Below are 19,148 nucleotides of genomic sequence, written 5' to 3'. Positions count from 1 at the left end.
TTTATTTTTATATTTTATAAAAATTTTAATTTTGTAATTTTTTATTTCTTATATATTGGAAACCTACAATAAATAATAATATAACAAATCCAATTACATCTTGAATTCTATTAGCATTAATTAACATAATTGAAGCAACTAATGCTAAAACTCTAAATATAATATTTAAATTAGTAAATAAATATCCTTCAACAGATATACCTATTAAAAATACTCCTAAAGTAGAAGTAATAGCTACAATTAATGCTCCTATAGCAGAAACATCTAGTAACAATAACCCAGAATTATATATAAACATATATGGAATAATAAATCCTGCTAAAGAAAGTTTAACAGAAGCTAACCCAGTTTTCATAGGATTACCACCAGAAATTCCTGCAGCTGCAAATGAAGCTAAAGCAACAGGTGGAGTTATATTAGCAAACATTGCAAAATAGAATACAAATAGATGAGCAGCCATATCTTTAATTCCAAGTTGAACCAAAGCAGGAGCAGCCATAGTTGCTGTAATTAAATATGCAGGGATACTAGGAAGTCCCATTCCTAATATCATACAAGTTACCATTGTTAAAACTAATGTAGAAAATAAACTTGCATGTCCTAATTCAATAATAGCATCAGCCATATTTAATCCAAAACCAGTTAAACTAACAACTCCTATTATAATACCAACTATTGCACAAGCTATTGCAACAGATACTGTTGAACGTGTAGCTTCAGCAAAAGCATCTAATATATCTTTAAGTGTCATTCTAGTTTCTTTTCTAAAGAAACTTACAATAATTGTTAAAACTATTGTCCAGAAAGCAGAGAATATAACAGTTCTTCCACTTAGAAGTAACATGTATAATAAGAATATAATTGGAATTAATAAATGTCCTCTAACTTTTAATACATCTCTAGCTTTTAAAAGATTTTCTTTAGGAATTCCAACAAATCCTTCTTTAGAAGCTCTAAGCTGTACTTGAACTAAAATTCCTATATAATATAATATTGCTGGAATAACAGCACTTTTTATAATTACACTATATTTAACTCCTAAAGTTTCAGCCATTATAAATGCAGCAGCTCCCATTACTGGTGGTAATAATTGACCTCCAACAGAAGCAGTAGCAACAGCAGCTCCAGAAAATTCATCAGAATAACCAGTTTTTTTCATAAGAGGAATAGTGAAAGCTCCAGTAGTAACAACATTTGCAACAGCAGAACCATTTATAGAACCCAAAAGTCCACTAGCAATAACAGCAACTTTTGCAGGTCCACCCTTTGAATTTCCAGCAATAGCTAAAGCAATATCGTTAAAGAATTGTCCCATTCCAGATTTATTCATAACAGAACCAAATAATATAAATAGAAAAATATAGCTTGAAGCAACACTTACAGAGGTTCCATAAATTCCTTCTGTATTGATGAAGCAATGGTTTACAACATTTGCCCAAGTATATCCTCTGTGCATAAAAATAGATGGCATACTTCTTCCAACTAATGCATAAATTATAAATAAAATACTTAGTATAACTAAAGGCCAACCAGATATTCTTCGAGAAGCTTCCATAACTAATAGAATAAGTAATGTACCTAAAATAACATCAGTAGTATTAGGAGTTCCCATTCTATTTATAAAATTTTCCCAATCTATCCAAATATATGCTGCTATACTTAAGGATAAAATAATTAAAATATAATCATACCATGGGATTTTTCTTTTAGGAGATTTTTTTCTCATAGGATAAAAAACAAAAGCCATTGAAAGCATCATAGCTACATGTAAAGATCTATGCATATGAGTAGCAGGATATCCAAGAGCTGATGTCAAAAAATGATATAAAGCTATTATTATTGCAATCCAGTAAAGAGATTTTGTTAAAATAATACTATCAAATTTTCTTGTTTTTGTTTCTTTATCAAATTTTTGTATTAATTCTTCTTGCTTTTTTTCATCTAATATTTTTTCTGTCACAGTGATAACCTCCTTCTAATTTCTAGTTTCATTAATTCATGATGAGGTAAGGAATAACCATTTATTAAAATTTTATTATTTAAAGAAATATATACTAAAGCTGTTTTGGAATTAATCCATTGGATATTTTCAAATTTTTGATTAATATTTGTCATATGAATTAAACCATCTTTTTGTATTTCTACTTTTCCTTTATTTTCAGGAATACCAGCTCCAAATCCAGCAACAGAAATTTCTTTTAAAATAAGTGAATTATCTTTTTGAATTTGAAACATTTCTTTCCAAGGAATATGTTCAAAAGAATGAATCCATTTATATTCAATGAAATCATTATTCTTTACTTTTTCTTTTATATAAATTTGGTTGGTTTTTATATTATATATTAATAAAATTTTTTCATTATAAAGTTTTAATGAAAAAAGGATTCCAAAAATGATTAATCCCAAAAACAGTTTTTTCTTTTTCATAGTTATTTAATTATTCCTTTTTCTCTGTAGTATTTTTCAGCACCTGGATGGAAAGGAATTTGTACTCCTATTTGAGAATTTTCTAAAGAAATATGTTTTTCAGAAGTAGCATGTGAAGCTTTAATTCCATCTATATTTTCAAAAATTCCTTTAGTTATATCATAAACAACATCTTCAGGTAATTCTTCTCTAATTAACATAATATTTCTAACTGTTGCAGTTTGAATTGGACCATCTGTATCATAAATATCTGCAGGAATTTCAGCAGCTACGAAGAATGGATATTTTTCTTGTAATTTTTTAAATCCTTCACCTTCAATTGGAACTAAAACAGTTTTTGCAACAGTACCTAGTTCCATTATAGTAGCATTAGGAATTCCGCTTGTTACAAATACAGCATCAACTAAACCATTTTTCATTTGGTCAATAGCTTCACCATAATTTAAATAATCTATTTTACTATCAGCATAAGTCATTCCATGAGCTTCATACATCATTCTAGCATTTAATTCAACACCAGAATTAGGTGCTCCAACTCCAACTCTTTTACCTTTTAAATCTGTAAATTTCTTAATACCAGTTTTAGTAGTAGTAACTAATTGAACATAATTAGGATATAATCCCATTAAACATCTTAAATTTTTAGCAGGTTCTTTACCTTCATAAGCACCGAAAGCATCATAAGCTTGAGCAACAGAGTCAGACATAGTAATAGCAAGGTCTGCACCACCATTTAATATTAGGCTTATATTTTCTACAGAAGCCCCAGTTGCTTGTGCAGATGATTTATATCCTAAATCTTTTATAACTTTAGAAAAAGCTCCACCTATTGGATAATATAGTCCACTTGTTGGACCAGTAGCAACAGTTATAAAATGTTTACTTCTATCCAAATCACCATTAGCTTCCTTTTTTTCTCCACCACAACCAACAAGCATTCCTAACATTATTGTTCCTGTTATAAGTTTTAAAATGTTTTTTTTGTTCATATTAACCTCCTTAAAGTAAAATAAAAATAATAAATGTAACATAATAGCTCATAATTAAAGTATATCATATTTTATTTAAATGTCAATTTTTTTATAAATAATTTAAAAATGATATATATAATAAATAACAAATAAAAGAGGTTAGTAAATAGTTACTAACCTCTTTTACAAAACTTAATTACAATTTTATTATTAATCATGTTTACAATTACAGTTCGAATCTCCACAGTTACCACCGCAACTGCATCCACCATTTTTTTTATCATGTCCACAAGAAGCACATCCATCTTTTCCTGTGAAATTTCTATAAATTCCTCTAAAAGAATATATAGCTAATAAAATTAATATAGCGATTAATATGTAAGTTTTCATAAAATTCACTTCCTTTCAATAGAAAGTTAGATAAATAAACGACCAATTTGGAAAACGAGAGTAGAACAAATATATGGAATAATTAACATCATTGCTGTTAATTTTAATAAATATTTTATTCCAAATTCTTGTTTAATAGCTCCTAAAGTAACGGCACAAGGAACAACAGTTAAAATGAAAATCATAAATGAGTATGCTCTAAGTGGTGCTAAATCATCAGTCCATAGATTTCTAGTAGCTTCAACTACTCCTTGTCCCTCTTCTTCAACTTCCTCTCCAGAAGGGGCTGTAAATAATCCACTGATATTGAAACTTAATATTCCTTTTACAGAATCAACAACAGCTCCACCAAGTCCTGCAACTTGTTCCATTAAATCTTCTTTGAAAGTTGTAACTTCTTCTTCACCTTCATCAGATTCTGGTAGTTCTAAAACTTGAGCCATAAATCCAACAACAACTTCTTTAGCAGCAATACTAGGAATTACAGCAGCAACAGGTTCCCATCTATCAGCAAAACCAGTAGGCTTTAAGACAGGAGCTATAACTTTTCCAATTGAAGCCATATAAGATTTTTCAGCATTTCCATTGTTAGGGAAATATGTTAAAGCCCATAGAAGCATTAAAATTCCAAGGATGATACTACTAGCTTTTTTCAAATATCCACCTGTTCTTCTACCAGCAGATTTCATTATAGTTTTTAAACTAGGAATACGATAAGGAGCAAGTTCTATAAGTAAAGCTTTATTTTCACCTTTAAACTCTTTAAATCTTTTTAAGAATAATCCTACAATTATAGCCATTACAATTCCAAACATATATAATGACATAACTATAAGTCCAGCTTTTTGACCAAAGAATGCAGCAGTAAATAATCCATATACTGGAAGTCTAGCTCCACAAGACATAAATGGAGTAAGAGCTGCTGTAAGTTTTCTAGAATTTTCATCTTCTAGTGTTCTTGTAGCATAAATAGCTGGTACAGTACAACCAAATCCAACAACCATAGGAACGAAAGATTTTCCATTTAGTCCAAGTCCTCTCATAATTTTATCCATTAAGAAAGCAACTCTAGACATATATCCACTTTCTTCTAATATTGATAAGAAGAAATATAATAAGAACATCAAAGGAACGAAAGTTAAAACTCCTCCAACTCCTCCAATTATTCCATCAACAACAAGTGATTGTAACCATTCTGGAGTTCCTTCTACTAAAATACCAGCATATTTTCCAACGAAACCACCAATAAATCCATCTATCCAATCAATAAAAGGAGCACTTCCATTGAATACAATAGTCATTAAAAGTCCAATTATTAAGAAGAAAATAGGGAGACCTAAAACTCTGTTTAAAAGAATTTTATCGATTTTTTCAGAAAAATCTAATCTTGATTTTAATGAAGTTCTTAAAGTATCAGCTAATATCCCTTTAATTTCGCCATATCTTCTTTCTGCTAAAATAGTATCAATATCATCTTCATATCTATCTTCAATAATTTTTATATTTTCATCTAAATAATTTTCAATATCAAGCCCAAAATTATCTTTTGCTTTTTGTAAGAAATTACTATCTTTTTCTAAAAGTTTGATAATAACAAAATTTATTCCGTATTTTTCCACTACTTTATCAAAAGTTTTGTCAGAATTGATTTTAGCCTTGATAATTTGATATTGTTTATCAATAAAAGAATCAAAAGTAATCCTAAAATTAGGAACTTCTTTTTTCTTTGCTACTTCAATGGCTTTGTTAAGAAGTTCAGTAAGTCCAGTCTTTTTAAGAGCAGAAGTTTTAACAACAGGCATTTCTAACTTTTCAGAAAGTAATGATAAATTAAGACTATGATTTAAAGCTTCAAATTCATCATAAAAGTTTAAAGCCATAACCATAGGTTTTCCTAACTCTTTTAAAAGCAATGTAAGATATAAGTTTCTTTCAATATTTGGAGCTTCAATAACATTTATAATAACATCTGGTTTTTCATCAGTTATAAAATCTCTTGTAATATTTTCCTCTAAACTTCTAGGGCTAAGACTATATACCCCTGGTAAGTCAACCATAGTAATTTCTTCACCATTATGAGTGAAAGACGCTTCTTTTTTTTCAACAGTAACCCCTGCCCAGTTTCCAACTTTTAAATTAGAACCGGCAATGGCATTTATTAATGCACTTTTTCCAACATTTGGATTCCCAGCAAATGCTATTTTAATCATAAGACACCACCTTTATAAAAATTTAAACTTATTTGACTAATTCAATTTCAATATTTTTTGCATCTTCTTTTCTTATAGAAATACCATTTTCTTTAACTAAAAATTCTTGAGGGTCACCTAATGGAGCATTTCTATCAAATTTTATAATTTCTCCTGGAGTTATTCCCATTTCTATAAGTCTTTTTTTTAATTCGCCAATTTTTCCTATTTTAATAATTCTAGCTGTCTCTCCTTTTTTTAGTTCTGTTAAATTCATAATTCCCTCCTACTATAAAATAAATTTATAAATTAAATATTTTGCAAAGCAAAGTTTATAGACAAAAATTTTTACAGCCCGAAAGCTGTAAAACTACTCAACTAATATATTTTTAGCATAACCGAAACCTAAAATATATTGACATCCATTAATGTCAACAATAAAATTACCACAAGAACTATTTTTTAAAATGATTTCTTTACCAGAACAAAATCCTTTTTCCAAAAGTGATTTTTTATTTTTACATTTATCTGAAATTTCTATAATTTTTAAAATTTTATTTTCTTCAGCAAAGGCTAAGGGAATAACCATCACAATCCTCCCTACTTTTTTATAAGATAATTATACAGCAAAGAGAAATAATAGTCAAGTAAAATTTTGATAATTAAAATATTTTTTTTACGATTATATATCTTATCTTATTCTTATAATTTAAAAATTAAAACGTTTTAAAATAAATCTTCAATACTATTTAAAATAATACTTCTCACATCAGGATTTTCTAAAGAAATATCCTTAATAATATTTTTGATTTTTAATCTTTTTGAATCTGCACTACTTTCATAAGGACATTTTTCTTCTAATATAGGTAAAGAAAGTTTTTTAGAATAACTAATTATATTTTTTTCTTCTACAAAAGCTAGAGGTCTTATTATTTGAACTTGATGTTCTTCAGAAAAATAACTAGGCTTCATAATATTTCTATTTCCTTGATAAATTATATTTAATAGGAATGTTTCTACTATATCATCTTTATGATGTCCAAGAGCTAATTTATTTAGATTTTGGTTTTTCATAGTAGTGTATAATATTCCTCTTCTTATTCTACCACAAAGAAAACAAGGATTTTTTTCTTTTGTTTCTCCAACAACTAAATTTTTTAAATTAGTTTCTATTACTTGTAAATTATAACCAAACTTTTCAATATATTTTTTTAATTCTGTGAGGTCAGATGTATCTTCTTTCATGTGAATATGGATAGGAACTATTTCAAAATCTATATTAGCAATTTTTTTAATTCTAATAAGTGAGTTAAAAAGAACAAGACTATCTTTTCCCCCAGATATTCCCACAGCAATTTTATCTCCAGATTCTATCATATTAAATTTATGCATGGCTTTACCAATAGAATTCCATAGTGTTTTATTAAAGCCTTTACTTTCTATATAAGATAAAATTTCTCTCTCTTGAAATTTATCAAGAGAGATTTTAATTTCAGTAAGTTTTTTAATCGTTTCTAATGTAGAAATAATATTATCATTCCTATAATTGATATTTATTTCATATTTTTCTTTTTTATTAGAAATTTTTATTGTATTTTCTAAAACTTCAAAATAATAATTATCTATTTTCATAGAATTAAGTTCTTTTATATTATTAATTTTTATCATTTTTATTTCCTCTAGTATAACCCATAATAAAATCAAGATTAATATTTTTTAATGAATTAAATATACTTTGTTTTATATTTTTATTTTTAGACTCCAATTCTTTTAAAAGATTTTTTATCTCTTTTCTTTTAGAATCAGTTTTTCCAGATTCTACAGGACATCCACAACCCATAGCTTGAATATTATTTCTTTTTGTATAAGAAATAATATCTTCTTCTTTTATATAAGCCATTGGTCTAATAACTGATAATTTTCCACTTGTTGATGGAACTTTAGGAACCATAGTTTTTATAGTTCCGGCATAGAACATATTAATAAGAGCAGTCTCTACAATATCATCAAAATGATGTCCAAGGGCTAATTTTGTAAATCCTAATTCTTCAATTTTATTATAAAGAACTCCTCTTCTCATTTTGGCACATAAAAAGCATGGATTTTCAGGGTCTTCCCTAAAAGCAATTTCCCAAACATCTGAATTAAAAATATGACAAGGGATATTTAAAATTTCAAGATTTTTTTTAAATTGTTCAATATCCATAGCTTCAAAACCTGGATTCATACTTATGAAAGTAACTTCAAAATTTTTGCTTTTATCTCTTTTTAATTCTTGGAAAAGTTTACAAAGTAAAAGACTATCTTTTCCCCCAGAAACTCCAACAGCTATTTTATCTCCATCTTCGATTAAATCAAAATCATTTATAGCTTTTACAAATTTAGACCAAATTTTTTTTCTGTAACTAGTTCTAATACTTTCTAAAAAAGTATCTTCTTTTAAATTATTTTCTCTAAGATTTACTTTTATTTCTTTCATTTACACCTCCAAAAAATTACAATATATTATATCATATATTATCTATTAGAGAAAATACTTTTAATATACATTGACACAAAATAGATAATAAAGTATAATCTAATTATAAAAATGTAATTGTTTCATAAAAATAGGAGGAAATATGACTGATATAGAAAGAAAAATAATGGAGTTTTTAGTTACAGGAAAAACTTATAGTGATGAAGCTATTATGAAAAATTTAGGTATTAATCAAGAAGAATTAGAAAAAGCTTTTGATTCTTTATTAAAAGATGGATATATAGAAACATATGAAGATTATTTAAAAAGAATGGGTGGAGAAGAAGAACATCATTCTTGTGGTATAGATGGATGTTGTGGAGGTGGATGTTCTGGTTGTGGGACTCCTATAACAGACAAGAAGAATGTAAAAGTAATTACAGCAAAAGCTTTAATAGAGTTTGAATTATAATTATACCTTAAAGTAAAAAAGAGTTACTCAATTAACTCTTTTTTTATTTATTCTTTATTTTAAAAATGAAATTATTACAAAAAACTATTGACTTTTAATTAAATATATGATAATATTTAGGTATAAAAAATAATTGATAAAAAAATTATTAAAATAAAAATATTTTGGAGGGATAAATATGAGTATGGAAACAAATTTAAAATATATGAAAGATGAATATAAAATGGAAGTTGAAAAATTAGCTAGGTTGGAAGAATTTGTTAAAGGAAAAGAATTTGAAGAGAAAACAAATGATATACAAAAAAGAATAATTAAAGAAAAGTTAGAATTATTAAAACAATATATAGCTAAATTAAAAGAGCAAATAGAATATGGTGAAGCTCTTTTAAAAGATAAAGTATGTTATGCATCTGAAGATGGAAGTTATGATGAATTAGAAGGAGCTTGTGTAGAAGAAAAGCCAGAAATAAAAATTAATGCTTTATAAGATAAAAAAGGTTCACTACATTATAGTGAACCTTTCTTTATTTTATAATGATTCAATAAATCTATCAAATCCTTTTTTTCCTTCTTCGGTTTGTTTATAAACTCCAGCATCCTCTAATACTTTTGAGAATGTAATACCAACTTCTTCTTTTAATATTTTTCCCACATTATTAGAATTTATATTAGAATGTTTTTCTAAAATATTTTTACACCAATCTAAATGTTTTTGAACTTTTTCATTTTTTTCTATAAATTCAAGAGAATTTTCTTTTACTAATAAATCTTCTAGTATTGAAAGTTCCTCTTTTAATCTTCCAGGTAATACTGCAAGTCCCATAACTTCAATAAGACCTATATTTTCTTTTTTGATATTATGTAATTCTTTGTGAGGATGGAAAATTCCTAATGGAAATTCTTCAGTAGTTCTATTATTTCTTAAAACTAAATCAATTTCATAGTCATTTCCTTTTCTTCTTGCTATTGGAGTTATAGTATTATGAGGAGTTTCTCCTGAGAAAGCTAAAATATCACAAGATTCATCAGAATAGTTTCTCCATTTTAATAAAATTTTATCAGATAATTCAACCAATCTTTCTTTTGAATTTCCTCTTAATCTTACTACTGACATAGGCCAATATACTTTTTCAACTGTTATATCTTCATAACCTTTTATAGTATAAGTTTTTTCAGCTTTAGCTAAAGCCATTGGGAATTCATGACAACCACCTTGGAAATGGTCATGAGTTAAAATAGAACCTCCAACTATTGGTAAATCAGCGTTAGAACCAACAAAATAGTGAGGGAATATATCTACAAATTCTAATACTCTTTCAAAACTTCCTCTGTCAATTTTCATAGGTCTATGTTCTCCAGAGAATAATATACAATGTTCATTATAATAAACATATGGAGAATATTGCAAGAACCAAGGTTCATTAGTTAATGTTAAAGGAATTATTCTATGATTTTGTCTTGCTGGATGATTTATTCTTCCTTGATATCCTTCATTTTCTTTACATAATAGACATTTAGGATAAGAAGATTGAGGGGCAAGTTTAGCTTTTGCTATATCTCTTGGGTCTTTTTCTGGTTTAGAAAGATTTATAGTTATTTCTAAATTACCATACTCAGTATTTGAATACCAATGAAGATTTTTAGCTATTCTATCTACTCTAATATAATTTGTATTTTGAGAGAAAGCATAATAATTATCAGTTGCTTTTTTAGGAGATTCTTTATAATCTGTAAAGAAATTTTTAATAATTTCACTAGGTCTAGGGATTAATTCTCCTATAACTTTTGTATCAAGTAAATCTCTTTCGTCAAAAGTTCCTTCTATTAAATGATTTTCAGTAGCCCAATCACAAATTCTGTTAAGAATATCATAAGAATTTTCTATTGGAAGATTTTTTACATTTTCTTCAGTTTCTTCTATATTTTCATAAGAATCTATATTAAGAGAAGCTAAAAGTTTATTTCTAAAATATATTTTATCTTCTTTTTCTATAAAATTATGAAAAATAGCATAGTTTAATAATTTTTCAATTTCTACATAGATATTTGTCATTATATATCACCTAACTTTTTAGAACCATCTCCAACATTAGCTACATAGAAAGCTGGAACAAGTCCTGTTTCTTTTGTATATTTTTCTTCAACAAATTTAATAAAGTCATTAATAGACTCATTTTTAACAAGAGCTACAGCACAACCACCAAATCCAGCTCCAGTCATTCTAGCTCCTACTGTTCCTGGTGCTTCCCAAGCAGCATTAACTATAGAATCTAATTCTTTTCCTGTTACTTCATAATCGTCTCTAAGAGAAACATGAGAAGCATTCATTAATTTTCCAAATTTTTCAATATCATTTTCTTGTAAACTTTTTACACTTTCTAATACTCTTTGATTTTCAGATACAGCATGTCTTACTCTTACTAAAGCTTCTTCAGATTTTATAAAATGTTTAACTTCTTCAAATTTTTCTAATGTCATATCACAAAGAGCATTTATTTTTACACCATTATCTTGTAAATCTTTTAAAGCACTTTCGCAAGAAGCTCTTCTTTCATTATATTTTGAATCAGCAAGTCCTCTTCTTTTATTAGTATTCATAATAACTATAGAGATACCATCTAATTTGAAAGGAACATACTCATATTTTAAAGTATTACAATCTAGAAGAATTGCGTTGTCTTTTTTACCCATTCCAACAGCGAATTGGTCCATAATACCACAACTAACTCCAATAAATTGATTTTCAGCTATTTGACCAACTTTAACAATTTCAACCATATCAATATTTAATGAATTGATTTCGTTGACAATAGTTCCCATTAAAACTTCTAAAGAAGCAGATGATGAAAGTCCAGCACCATTAGGAATATTACCAAATAAAAGAATATCAGCTCCTTTTGAAATTTTATATCCTTTTTTAATTAATACATCTACAATTCCTTTACAATAATCAGCCCAAACATTAGTTTTTATTAGAGAATCTGTGGTAAATTCAATAATTCCATCTTTTTCAAAATTCATAGAATACATTCTAAAAGTATTGTCTTCTCTTCTACTACAGATAGCATATGTACCAAAATCTAGTGCACAAGGGAAAACAAAACCTCCATTGTAGTCAATATGTTCTCCAATTAAATTAACTCTTCCAGGAGTGAAAAAATATTCTTTATTATTTTTTTCTCCAAAAACTTCTATGAATTTTTTTAACATAATTTCTTTTATATCCATTTTGCCCTCCTATGAACTTTTGTATTTTAATTATACTTTAAGATTGAAAAAAAACAATTTATTTTATAAAAAATATATAGAACTTTTTTAAAAAAGTTAAAAAAGTAAAATAAAAAGATTAAAAAAATTTTGACAAATCGAAAAAAATGTATTAAATTTAATAATGATGAACATAGGAGATACAAAAATTATGAAAGAAAATATTAGAGAAGAAGAAATTTTAAAAATAATTAAAGAATCTGGAGAAATATCAAGATTAGAACTTTCTGAAAAATTTGATTTAACTTTAGCTAGAATTTCTAAAGTTGTAAAGAAACTCCTAGAGAAAAAAATGGTAATAGAAAAAACTGTTGGAGAATCAACAGGAGGAAGACCACCAGTTTATCTTTCTATAAATAATGAAAATTTTAAAAATATTTTGGGTATCAATTTTACATCAAATCAATATTTATATATTACTCATGGAACAATAAGTGGAGAAATTATAAGAAAAAGAAAAATTATTTTTGATAGTCAAGAGAGTGAAGATGCTTTAGAGTTTATAGATAAAATAATAAAAAAAGAAATGAAAACCTCTAGAAATATTGGAGTTATTTCTATAGTAATGACAGGAGTAATAGATGAAGAAAAAGGACTTTCAGTTATGGCTCCTCATTATAAATTAAAAACTCCAAAAATAGTTGAATATTTTGAAAGAGAGTATAATATACCAGTTCTCCTAGAAAATGATGTTAGAGCAATGGCACTTGTAGAAAAACAAATAGGAAGTTGTAAAAATACAGAAAATTTTGTTATTCTTAATATTTGTGAAGGAATTGGAAGTACTAGTTGTATAGAAAGAAAAGTTTATAGAGGATACAATTCTATGGCTGGGGAAATAGGACATATAGTTATAAACCCTAGTAGTATTAGAAAATGCTCTTGTGGAAAAAGAGGTTGTTTAGAAGCTGAATCTTCAGAAAAAGCTATTATAAAAAAAATAACTTCTGAAATAAAAATAGGAAAATATAGTATATTAAAAGATATATTAAAAGAAAGAGAATTAAATATAAGAGATATTTTATTTGGAATAAAGAAAAAAGATTTTTTAGTTATACAAGTTATGACAGAAGCTATGGAACATATAGCTAGAGGGCTTAATATATTAATTTCTATGTTAGACCCTGAAAAAATTATACTTGTGGGAGAGATGTTTTCTAGCAAATTTTTAATGGATACTTTAAAATTTGAACTAAATAAAATATCTTTAGATATACAAAAATGTGGAATAGAACCTACTAAATTAGGAGAAGATTTATATTTTTATTGCCCAATAGCAGTAGTTGTAGAAAATATTTTTGAAAATAAAATTTTTACTGAAAAATTTATAAAAAATTAGGAGATAAAAATGGAAATTACAGAAAAATATTTTGGAATTACTAAAAAAAATGAAGAAGTTAAAGCTTACACTTTAAAAAATGAGTTTTTAGAAGTTGAAATTTTAAATTATGGAGGAATTATAAGAAAAATAATGACTCCTGACAAAAATGGAAATTTTGAAAATGTAGTATTAGGTTTTGATAATATAGAAGATTATGAAAAAAAAGTTGGAATTCATTTTGGAGCTATAGTTGGAAGAAATGCTGGAAGAATAAAAGATGGATTACTAATAATAAATGAAAAAAAATATGAACTTGAAAAAAATAATGGAAATAATAATTTACATGGTTATCCAGAGCACTATGCTGCAAAAGTTTGGAATGTAGAAAAAAAACAAGATAAAGATAAATCAAGTTTAGTTTTAACAAGAGTTTCTCCTCATTTAGAGGCTAATTTCCCAGGAGAGATAAATTTAAAAGTAGTTTATACTTTAAATAAAAATGTTTTAGAAATAAGTTATGAAGGAATTCCAGATAGAGATACTTATATAAATCTTACAAATCATTCATATTTTAATTTAAGTGGAGATTTAAAAGAAGTAGTGGATAATCAAATAATAGAACTTCATTGTGATGAATATGTAGAAGTTGATGAAGTTACATTACCTGTAAAAATATCTAAAGTTGATAACACTATAATGGATATGAGAAAAGGTAAGAGATTTTCTGAAATATTTAATTCAAATGCTGAACAAATAAAAATAGTTGGAAATGGTTTGGACCATCCATTTATATTTAATGGAAGAGATGAAATAGTTGCAAAATTTACAGATGAAAAATCTGGAAGAATTATGGAGGTTATTACAGACCAACCAGTAGGAGTTATATATACAGGAAATTATGTAAAAGGAGCTGAAGTACTATCAAATAATATAAAAGCTGAAAATCATATGGGATTTTGTATAGAAACACAAGATTATCCAGATGTTATAAAATTTTTACCAGAAAAAGCAAAAATATATAATAAAAATAATGTTTATAAACAAAAAACAAAGTTTATTTTTAGCTTGAATAGACAAAAATAAATAAAAATACATCTAAAAAAATAAAAGTTTTTAAAATAAAATAAAAAAGAAACAAAAAAACTTAGGAGGTAGTTTGTTATGAAAAAAACAGGATTATTATTAGGAGCTATTGTACTAGCTGCAGGATTAGTAGGATGTGGAGGAGAAAAGAAAACTGAGGAAGCACCTAAATTAAGAGTAGGGCTTACAGCTTATAAATATGATGATAACTTTATAGCTTTATTTAGAAAAGTAGTTTCTGAAGAAGCTGGAAAAGTAGCAGATAAAGTAGACCTTCAAATGAATGACTCTCAAAATAGCCAAACAACTCAAAATGAGCAAATAGATGTTATGTTATCAAAAGGAGTAGATGCTTTAGCTATAAACCTAGTTGACCCAGCTGCTGGTGAAGTTGTTATAAATAAAATAAAACCTACAGGAGTTCCAGTAGTATTCTACAACAGAAGACCATCTGAAGCTGTAATGAACTCTTATGATAAAGCTTATTATGTAGGAATTGACCCTAATGCTCAAGGAATAGCTCAAGGAGAATTAGTAGCTAAATTATGGAAAGAAAATCCAGCTTTAGATTTAAACGGAGATGGAGTTATTCAATATGTAATGCTTAAAGGAGAACCAGGACATCCAGATGCTGAAGCAAGAACAATTTATTCTATAAAAACTCTTAACGAAATGGGAATTAAAACAGAAGAATTACACCTAGATACAGCTATGTGGGATACAGCTATGGCTAAAGACAAAATGGATGCATGGTTATCAGGACCTAATGGAAATAAAATAGAAGTTATTTTATGTAACAATGATGGAATGGCTTTAGGAGCAATTGAATCTCAAAAAGCATTTGGAAAATCATTACCAGTATTTGGTGTTGATGCATTACCAGAAGCTTTAGTTAAAATAGAAGCTGGAGAAATGGCAGGAACAGTTCTAAATGACGCTAAAGGACAAGGAAAAGGAACATTTGATATAGCTGTAAACTTAGCAGCTGGAAAAGATGCTGTTGAAGGAACAGATTTAGTTCTTGAAAATAGAGTATTATTAGTTCCAAGTATTGGAATAGATAAAACAAATGTTGCTGAATATAAATAATAAAAAATAGAAACATCTTTAAATTTAAAGAGAGAGTGGAAACACTCTCTCTTATAAAATAAAGGTACTGTATCAAAATTAATAAATATAAATTTTTATAATTTTAAATTTAGTGAGGGCTGAATTTAAAATTTTAAAAAATTATTTGAAGGAGATAAAATGGTAGATGGAAAATATTTATTAGAAATGGAAAATATTTCTAAAGAGTTTCCAGGAGTAAAAGCTCTTGATGGGGTAAATTTAAAAGTAAGACCTAGTAGTGTTCATGCTCTTATGGGTGAAAATGGAGCAGGAAAATCAACTCTTATGAAATGTTTATTTGGAATTTATAAAAAAGATGGTGGAAAAATATCTTTAGATGGAAAAGAAATAAACTTTGTATCAGCTAAAGATGCTTTAGAAAATGGAGTTTCAATGGTTCATCAGGAATTAAACCAAGTAACTCAAAGAAATGTTCTTGATAACATTTGGCTTGGAAGATTTCCTATGAAAGGTTTATTTGTAGATGAAAAGAAAATGTATGATGATACAGTAAGAATCTTTAAAGATTTAGAGATAAATGTAGACCCTCGTATGAAAGTTGCTGATTTATCAGTTTCACAAAGACAAATGATAGAAATAGCAAAAGCTGTGTCATATAATTCAAAAATAATAGTTATGGATGAACCAACTTCATCTTTAACAGAAAATGAAGTAGAACATTTATTTAAAATTATAAATAAATTAAGAAAAGAAGGATGTGGAATAATTTATATTTCTCACAAGATGGAAGAAATAAAAAAAATATCTGATGATATAACAATAATGAGAGATGGAAAATGGGTTGCTACAGAATCTGTTAAAAATTTAACAACTGACCAGATAATTAATATGATGGTTGGAAGAGATTTAACAAATCGTTTTCCTAAAAAAGACAATAGTGTAAAAGAAGTTATATTAAAAGTAGAAAATTTAACTGCATTAAATCAACCATCAGTAAAAGAAGCTTCTTTTGAATTACATAAAGGAGAAATTTTAGGAATAGCAGGACTTGTAGGTTCAAAAAGAACTGATGTAATAGAGACTATATTTGGTGTAAGAGAAAAAGCTTCAGGAAGAATAATCATAAATGGAAAAGAAGTAAAAAATAAAAATCCTAAAGAATCTATTAAAAATGGATTTGCTCTTGTTACAGAAGAGCGTAGAGCAACAGGAATATTTGGTATGCTAGATATTAAAGTAAACTCTATAATTTCAAATCTTGATTCTTATAAAACTAAAGTTTTAGGACTTTTAGATAATAAAAAAATGATAGAAGACACAAAATGGGTTATAGATAGTATGAGAGTTAAAACTCCAAATCAAGGGACACAAATAGGAACTCTTTCTGGAGGAAACCAACAAAAAGTTATATTAGGAAGATGGCTTTTAACACAACCTGATGTATTAATGTTAGATGAACCTACAAGAGGAATTGACGTAGGAGCTAAATATGAAATTTATCAATTAATGATAGAGTTAGCTAAAAAAAATAAAGGGATAATAATGGTTTCATCAGAAATGCCTGAACTTTTAGGGGTTACAGATAGAATTTTAGTAATGAGTAATGGAAGAGTTGCTGGAATAGTTAAGACAAGTGAAACTACACAAGAGGAAATTTTAACTCTTTCTGCAAAATATTTATAATCAAAATTTAATAAGGAGATAATCATGAATTTACCAAGAACAAAAGAAGGAACAGTAGATATCAAAAAAGTTTTAATCCAAAGTGGATTATATTTAGTTTTATTTGCAATGCTTGTTTTAATAATTATAAAAGAGCCATCTTTTTTAAGTATTAGAAACTTTAAAAATATTTTAACTCAATCATCAGTAAGAGCAATTATAGCTTTAGGAGTAGCAGGACTTATTGTTACAACTGGTACAGACTTATCAGCAGGAAGACAAGTTGGATTTGCAGCTGTTATATCAGCAACACTTTTACAAGCTTCAACAAATGTTCATAAAGTTTATCCTGAATTAGGAGAGTTACCAGTATTTGTTGTTATTTTAGTAGTAGTTATTGTAGGAGCAATAATAGGAGCTTTTAACGGAACTGTAGTAGCATTTTTAAATCTACATCCATTTATAGTAACTATGGGTTCTATGACAATAGTTTATGGATTAAACTCATTATATTATGACTTTGCAGGAGCATCTCCAATATCAGGATTTAGTAGAAACTATAGTAGTTTTGCTCAAGGTTCATTTAATATATTTGGGTTTACAGTACCTTATTTAATAATTTATGCAGCTATTTGTACAGCTATAATGTGGACATTATGGAATAAAACAAAATTTGGTAAAAACTTATTTGCTGTTGGAGGAAATCCAGAAGCAGCTAGAGTATCAGGAGTAAATGTTGCAGCAACTTTAATTATTATATATGCATTATCAGGAGTTTATTATGCTTTTGGAGGATTTTTAGAAGCAGGACGTATTGGATCAGCAACTAATAACTTAGGATTTATGTATGAAATGGATGGAATTGCAGCTTGTGTTATTGGAGGAGTTTCATTCTACGGAGGAGTTGGAAGAATTTCTGGAGTTATCACAGGAGTTATAATTTTAACAGTTATTAACTATGGATTAACTTATGTAGGAGTAAGTCCTTACTGGCAATATATCATAAAAGGAGCTATAATAATAGCAGCAGTTGCATTTGACTCTATGAAATATGCTAAAAAACACTAAAATTAAATAAATATAAAAATAGTAAAGGCTGTTATAAATTTTTAATTAAATTTATGGCAGTCTTATTTTTTACACTAAAAGGAGATATTGTGATTTTAGAAGTTAATAGAAAAATACTAGAATTTAAAAAAATAGATTTAATATTTATAAAAAAAGATTTAAATAATTTATTTTCATTAAAAAATAATAAAACTTTATTTGAAACTTTACAAGAAAAAAAGTATAAAAAATTAAATTTAGAGGAATTTATAGAGTATTATAATTATCCATTAGGAAAATTTTTAGAAAAATTAAAACTGATAGGAAATAATAAATTTGAATTGTTTTTAAATAAATATGGAGATAGAGAATATTGTAAATTTAAGATAATAGATAAAGAAGTATTAAATTTAAAAGGCTTATATTTATATTGTTTAGATGATGAAATTGTATATATTGGAAGATGTTTAGATTCATTTTATAAGAGAATTAATATAGGGTATGGAAATATAACTCCAAAGAATTGTTACAAAGATGGACAACAAACCAACTGTCATATAAATAGTTTAATAAATAAAAAATTTAATAAAATTACTTTTTGGATTTGTTCCTTAGAAAATGTAGAAGAAATAAAAAAATTAGAAATAGAGTTAATAAAGAAGTACAATCCTCAATGGAATGAAGCTTTAAAAGATAAGTAATTTTTATATTATTAAGTTTTATAAAAAAAATATATATAAAATAAATTTTTTTATAAAAAAGTATTGACAAAATAAAATTTATGAGGTAT

General features: G+C 26.7%; 19 protein-coding genes. 8 read left to right on the top strand and 11 right to left on the bottom strand.

Translation table 11 applies throughout. The annotated features are described in order from the left end of the window. Positions 1–25: 25 nt before the first annotated feature. From T364_RS10855 to T364_RS0109460, 9 genes are all read right to left on the bottom strand, one after another. Positions 26–1,960, bottom strand: coding sequence for a TRAP transporter permease (locus T364_RS10855; protein WP_035945635.1), 1,935 nt, complete (start codon positions 1,958–1,960; stop codon positions 26–28). Further along, positions 1,957–2,427, bottom strand: coding sequence for a DUF1850 domain-containing protein (locus T364_RS0109495; RefSeq protein WP_027129388.1), 471 nt, complete (start codon positions 2,425–2,427; stop codon positions 1,957–1,959). Before T364_RS0109495 ends, T364_RS10855 begins: the two co-directional genes overlap by 4 nt. Before the next feature lie 2 nt (positions 2,428–2,429). Then, the gene (locus T364_RS0109490; protein ID WP_027129387.1) at positions 2,430–3,416 is read right to left on the bottom strand and encodes a TAXI family TRAP transporter solute-binding subunit; all 987 of its coding nucleotides are present in this window, start codon (positions 3,414–3,416) and stop codon (positions 2,430–2,432) included. A gap of 192 nt (positions 3,417–3,608) precedes the next feature. Next, positions 3,609–3,788, bottom strand: a complete 180-nt coding sequence (locus T364_RS0109485) for a hypothetical protein (RefSeq protein WP_027129386.1) — start codon at positions 3,786–3,788, stop codon at positions 3,609–3,611. Between the two features lie 26 nt (positions 3,789–3,814). Continuing rightward, the gene (gene feoB / locus T364_RS0109480) at positions 3,815–5,998 is read right to left on the bottom strand and encodes a ferrous iron transport protein B (RefSeq protein ID WP_027129385.1); all 2,184 of its coding nucleotides are present in this window, start codon (positions 5,996–5,998) and stop codon (positions 3,815–3,817) included. 28 nt (positions 5,999–6,026) lie between these two features. Next, positions 6,027–6,254 (bottom strand): FeoA family protein, encoded by a 228-nt coding sequence (locus tag T364_RS0109475; protein ID WP_027129384.1) that lies wholly within the window; start codon positions 6,252–6,254, stop codon positions 6,027–6,029. Positions 6,255–6,347: 93 nt separating this feature from the next. Beyond that, positions 6,348–6,566, bottom strand: coding sequence for a FeoA family protein (locus T364_RS0109470; protein WP_035945634.1), 219 nt, complete (start codon positions 6,564–6,566; stop codon positions 6,348–6,350). Positions 6,567–6,703: 137 nt separating this feature from the next. Then, the gene (locus T364_RS0109465) at positions 6,704–7,645 is read right to left on the bottom strand and encodes a tRNA 2-thiocytidine biosynthesis TtcA family protein (RefSeq protein ID WP_245596698.1); all 942 of its coding nucleotides are present in this window, start codon (positions 7,643–7,645) and stop codon (positions 6,704–6,706) included. Beyond that, positions 7,632–8,456 carry a tRNA lysidine(34) synthetase gene (locus tag T364_RS0109460; protein WP_027129381.1) on the bottom strand — a complete coding sequence of 275 codons (825 nt, stop codon included), beginning with the start codon at positions 8,454–8,456 and terminating at the stop codon, positions 7,632–7,634. Before T364_RS0109460 ends, T364_RS0109465 begins: the two co-directional genes overlap by 14 nt. A gap of 142 nt (positions 8,457–8,598) precedes the next feature. On the opposite strand from T364_RS0109460, the gene T364_RS0109455 reads away from it, so the two are divergent. Both T364_RS0109455 and T364_RS0109450 read left to right on the top strand, forming a co-directional pair. Next, entirely contained in the window at positions 8,599–8,907 is a 309-nt protein-coding gene (locus T364_RS0109455) for a hypothetical protein (RefSeq protein WP_027129380.1), read from the top strand. 178 nt (positions 8,908–9,085) lie between these two features. Continuing rightward, positions 9,086–9,394 carry a hypothetical protein gene (locus T364_RS0109450; RefSeq protein WP_027129379.1) on the top strand — a complete coding sequence of 103 codons (309 nt, stop codon included), beginning with the start codon at positions 9,086–9,088 and terminating at the stop codon, positions 9,392–9,394. A gap of 42 nt (positions 9,395–9,436) precedes the next feature. Here the strand turns inward: T364_RS0109450 and galT are convergent, their stop codons facing one another. Beyond that, positions 9,437–10,960: a UDP-glucose--hexose-1-phosphate uridylyltransferase gene (gene galT, locus T364_RS0109445; RefSeq protein WP_027129378.1), complete on the bottom strand. Its 1,524-nt coding sequence runs from the start codon at positions 10,958–10,960 to the stop codon at positions 9,437–9,439. Continuing rightward, positions 10,960–12,129: a galactokinase gene (locus tag T364_RS0109440; protein WP_027129377.1), complete on the bottom strand. Its 1,170-nt coding sequence runs from the start codon at positions 12,127–12,129 to the stop codon at positions 10,960–10,962. The genes galT and T364_RS0109440 overlap by 1 nt, the downstream gene beginning before the upstream one ends. A 196-nt stretch (positions 12,130–12,325) precedes the next feature. Here T364_RS0109440 and T364_RS10850 point away from each other — a divergent pair, with 196 nt between their 5' ends. The 6 genes from T364_RS10850 (at position 12,326) to T364_RS11005 (ending at position 19,059) form a co-directional block, all read left to right on the top strand. Next, positions 12,326–13,513, top strand: coding sequence for an ROK family protein (locus tag T364_RS10850; RefSeq protein WP_051532723.1), 1,188 nt, complete (start codon positions 12,326–12,328; stop codon positions 13,511–13,513). A gap of 9 nt (positions 13,514–13,522) precedes the next feature. Then, positions 13,523–14,578: an aldose epimerase family protein gene (locus T364_RS11240; RefSeq protein ID WP_035945633.1), complete on the top strand. Its 1,056-nt coding sequence runs from the start codon at positions 13,523–13,525 to the stop codon at positions 14,576–14,578. 78 nt (positions 14,579–14,656) lie between these two features. Next, positions 14,657–15,667, top strand: coding sequence for a galactose/glucose ABC transporter substrate-binding protein MglB (gene mglB, locus T364_RS11235; RefSeq protein WP_027129375.1), 1,011 nt, complete (start codon positions 14,657–14,659; stop codon positions 15,665–15,667). Positions 15,668–15,826: 159 nt separating this feature from the next. Continuing rightward, on the top strand, positions 15,827–17,332 hold the full coding sequence (gene mglA, locus T364_RS0109420) for a galactose/methyl galactoside ABC transporter ATP-binding protein MglA (RefSeq protein WP_027129374.1): 1,506 nt from the start codon (positions 15,827–15,829) through the stop codon (positions 17,330–17,332). Between the two features lie 24 nt (positions 17,333–17,356). Continuing rightward, entirely contained in the window at positions 17,357–18,379 is a 1,023-nt protein-coding gene (gene mglC / locus T364_RS0109415) for a galactose/methyl galactoside ABC transporter permease MglC (RefSeq protein WP_051532722.1), read from the top strand. Positions 18,380–18,468: 89 nt separating this feature from the next. Then, positions 18,469–19,059: a GIY-YIG nuclease family protein gene (locus T364_RS11005; protein WP_051532721.1), complete on the top strand. Its 591-nt coding sequence runs from the start codon at positions 18,469–18,471 to the stop codon at positions 19,057–19,059. Positions 19,060–19,148: the final 89 nt, after the last annotated feature.

The organism is Fusobacterium perfoetens ATCC 29250, assembly GCF_000622245.1.
Classification (GTDB): Bacteria; Fusobacteriota; Fusobacteriia; order Fusobacteriales; family Fusobacteriaceae; genus Fusobacterium_B; species Fusobacterium_B perfoetens.
The sequence above is the reverse complement of the archived record's forward strand: the minus strand, read 5'-3'. Positions and strand labels throughout refer to the sequence as shown.